Annotated in this window: 2 protein-coding genes; one reads left to right on the top strand and one right to left on the bottom strand. The window is 74.3% G+C overall.

Going from position 1 to position 2,900, the window contains the following annotated elements; genetic code table 11:
• Positions 1–194: 194 nt before the first annotated feature.
• Positions 195–1,148, bottom strand: a complete 954-nt coding sequence (locus tag ACFF45_RS26795) for a LysR family transcriptional regulator (protein WP_381349090.1) — start codon at positions 1,146–1,148, stop codon at positions 195–197.
• Positions 1,149–1,211: 63 nt separating this feature from the next.
• On the opposite strand from ACFF45_RS26795, the gene ACFF45_RS26790 reads away from it, so the two are divergent.
• Positions 1,212–2,465: an MFS transporter gene (locus tag ACFF45_RS26790; RefSeq protein ID WP_381349089.1), complete on the top strand. Its 1,254-nt coding sequence runs from the start codon at positions 1,212–1,214 to the stop codon at positions 2,463–2,465.
• Positions 2,466–2,900 lie beyond the last annotated feature (435 nt).

Below are 2,900 nucleotides of genomic sequence, written 5' to 3'. Positions count from 1 at the left end.
GTGAGCTTCAGGGGCGGTGAGTCCCGGGATTCCGTGGGTTTCGGGGAGCGGTGAGCCTCGGGGGCGGCGGATCTCGGGGGCGGTGAGCTTCAGGGGCGGTGAGTCCCGGGATTCCGTGGGTTTCGGGGAGCGGTGAGCTTCGGGGGCGGCGGATCTCGGGGGCGGTGAGCTTCAAGGGCGGTGAGCTTCGGGGCTCAGGTGGGCAGCAAGCCTCCTCTTTTGGAGAGCAGGAACTTCTTGAACGCCGCCACCGGGGGCGTGTCCGGGCGGCCCTCCAGCCAGGCCACGCCGATCTCGCGGGCCGCGCGGGGGGCCGTGACCGTCAGTTCCACGACGCCGGGGCGGGCCACCGCGGGGGGCGGCAGCAGGGCCACGCCCAGGCCCGCGGCCACCAGGCCGCGCAGGGTCTCCGCCTCCTCGCCCTCGAAGGCGATGCGCGGCTTGAAGCCGGCCTCCCGGCAGAGCGCGTCGGTGATGCGGCGCAGGCCGTAGCCCGGTTCCAGGGTGACGAAGGTGTCGTCGGCGGCCTCGGCGAGGCGGATGCGCCGGCGCGCGGCCAGGCGGTGGTCGGCCGGGACCACGAGGCGGAGCTTCTGCTCGTCCAGGCGGCGGGCCACCAGGTCGGGGGCGTCGGGGACGGGTGAGGTCAGGCAGAGGTCGAGTTCGCCGGCGCGGAGGCGTTCGAGCATGGCCTCGCCGTAGTTCTGGACCAGGCTGAAGCGGACCCGGGGGTGGTCCGCGCGGAAGGCGTGCAGCAGGCCGGGGACGGTCTCGGCGCCCATGGTGTGCAGGAAGCCGAACGCCACCTTGCCGGTGGCCGGGTCGGCGTCGGCGCGTACCTCGTCCGCGGCCCGCTCGATCTCGGCGAGGGCGCGTTCCACGGAGGCGAGGAAAGTGCGGCCGGCGGTGGTGAGCGAGACGGTGCGGCCGCGGCGGGCGAACAGGTCGACGCCCAGGTCCTTTTCGAGGCGGACCATGGCGCGGGACAGGGTGGACTGGGGGACGTTCATCTCCTGCGCGGCCCGGGTGACGTGTTCGGTGCGGGCGACGCCGGCGAAGTGCGCGAGGCGGGGGGCGAGGAGTGTGACGATGTCTTCTGTGTCACTGGTCGGTGACAGCCGGGGCTGTGAGCTCTGTTGATGCACCATGGGAACGATTATGGGGATTCCGCGCATTGGACGGATGAGCGAGGGCGTCCGTAGCGTCGAAGCATGACTCCCGCCAGTACCGGGGCGTCCACCACCGTGGGCGCCGCTCCTTCCGTTCCCGTCGTCGACTCCCGTATGACCCCGGGCGGCTCCGGCTACCGCCGGATGAGCTTCGCCCTCTTCCTCGCGGGGGTGGCCACCTTCGCGCTGCTGTACTCCACCCAGGCCCTGCTTCCGCTGATCTCCGGGGACCTCGGGGTGACGGCGAGCGAGGCGAGCTGGACGGTGGCGGTGTCGACGGGTGGTCTGGCGCTGTTCGTGATCCCGATGAGCGCGCTGTCCGAGCGGTTCGGGCGGCGGACGGTCATGACGGCGTCGCTGGCGGTGGCGGTGGGGCTGGCGCTGCTGGTGCCGTTCGCCGGGTCGCTGACCACGCTGGTCGCGCTGCGGGCGGTGCAGGGTGCTGCGCTGGCGGGGCTGCCGGCCTCGGCGACGGCGTATCTGGCGGAGGAGGTCCGGCCCAAGGCGCTGGTCACGGCGATCGGGCTGTTCGTCGCGGGCAACAGCGTCGGCGGGATGAGCGGCCGGGTCATCACCGGGTGGGTCGCGCAGGAGTGGGGCTGGCGGGTGGCCGTGGGCGCGCTCGGCGTGGTCGCCTTCGGCTGCGCGGTCGCGTTCCGGCTGCTGCTGCCCGCGCCGCGGCACTTCGTCGCGGGGTCGCTGCGCCCGGGGGTGCTGTTCCGTACGGTGCGTGCGCATCTCGCCGATCCGCTGCTGCGGCGGCTGTACGGCATCGGGGCGCTGTTCATGACGGTGTTCGGCGGCGTCTACACGGTGATCGGCTACCGGCTGACAGAGGAGCCGTTCGGGCTGCCGCAGGGTGTGGTGGGGTCGATCTTCCTCGTCTACCTGGTGGGCACGGTGTCGGCGTCGACGGCGGGGCGGCTGGTCGGGCGGCTGGGGCGCCGGGGGGCGCTGTACCTGGGCGGCGGGACGACGGCGGCGGGGCTGCTGCTGTCGTTGGCCGACTCGCTGGTGCTGGTGCTGGTGGGGCTGGTGCTGATCACGGCGGGCTTCTTCGCGGGGCACGCGGTGGCGTCGTCGGCGGTCAGCAGGACGGCGACGCACGGGCGGGCGCAGGCCTCCGCGCTGTACCAGTCGGCGTACTACGTCGGGTCCAGCGTGGGCAGCACGGTGGGGGCGATGGCCTTCCACGCGGGGGGCTGGAGCGGGACCGTGGGGGTTGGGCTGCTGGCCGTGGCGGGGGTTGTGGGGATCACTGCGGTGGGGTCTCGGGCGGCTGCTCGGAGGGCCTAGCGGGTGGGGGTGGGTGCCTGCGGCGGCCCGCGCGGGTTCGGGGGGCTTGCTGCAGCGCTGCCGGCCGGTGGGTGGGTCGGGGCCGCGCCGGGGGGTGTCCGTCCTCGGAACGGCGCGGAATCGGTTGCTTACCGACGTACCCGGGTTGACGCGCCAACCGCTGCGGGCGGACACCCCCCGGCACGTCCCCTTCCCGCCCTGGGCGGGTGCGGGCAGCGCCCCAGGGGGGTCCGTCCCCTCCCGCCGTACGCGGGTGCCCCCTCACGGGGCGCCCGTCCCCTCCCGCCGTACGCGGTGCCCCCTCACAGGGGGGGCTGTCCCTTACCGCCGTGGGCAGGTGCGGGCAGCGCCTCACAGGGGGTCCGTCCGGGGCGCCCGTCCCCTCCCGCCGTACGCGGGTGCCCCCTCACTGGGGGGTCGTCCGTCCCTTACCGC

Source organism: Streptomyces cinereospinus (assembly GCF_042430725.1).
Classification (GTDB): Bacteria; Actinomycetota; Actinomycetes; order Streptomycetales; family Streptomycetaceae; genus Streptomyces; species Streptomyces cinereospinus.
Note: the sequence above shows the minus strand (reverse complement) of the source record. Positions and strands in the feature narration are given on the sequence as shown.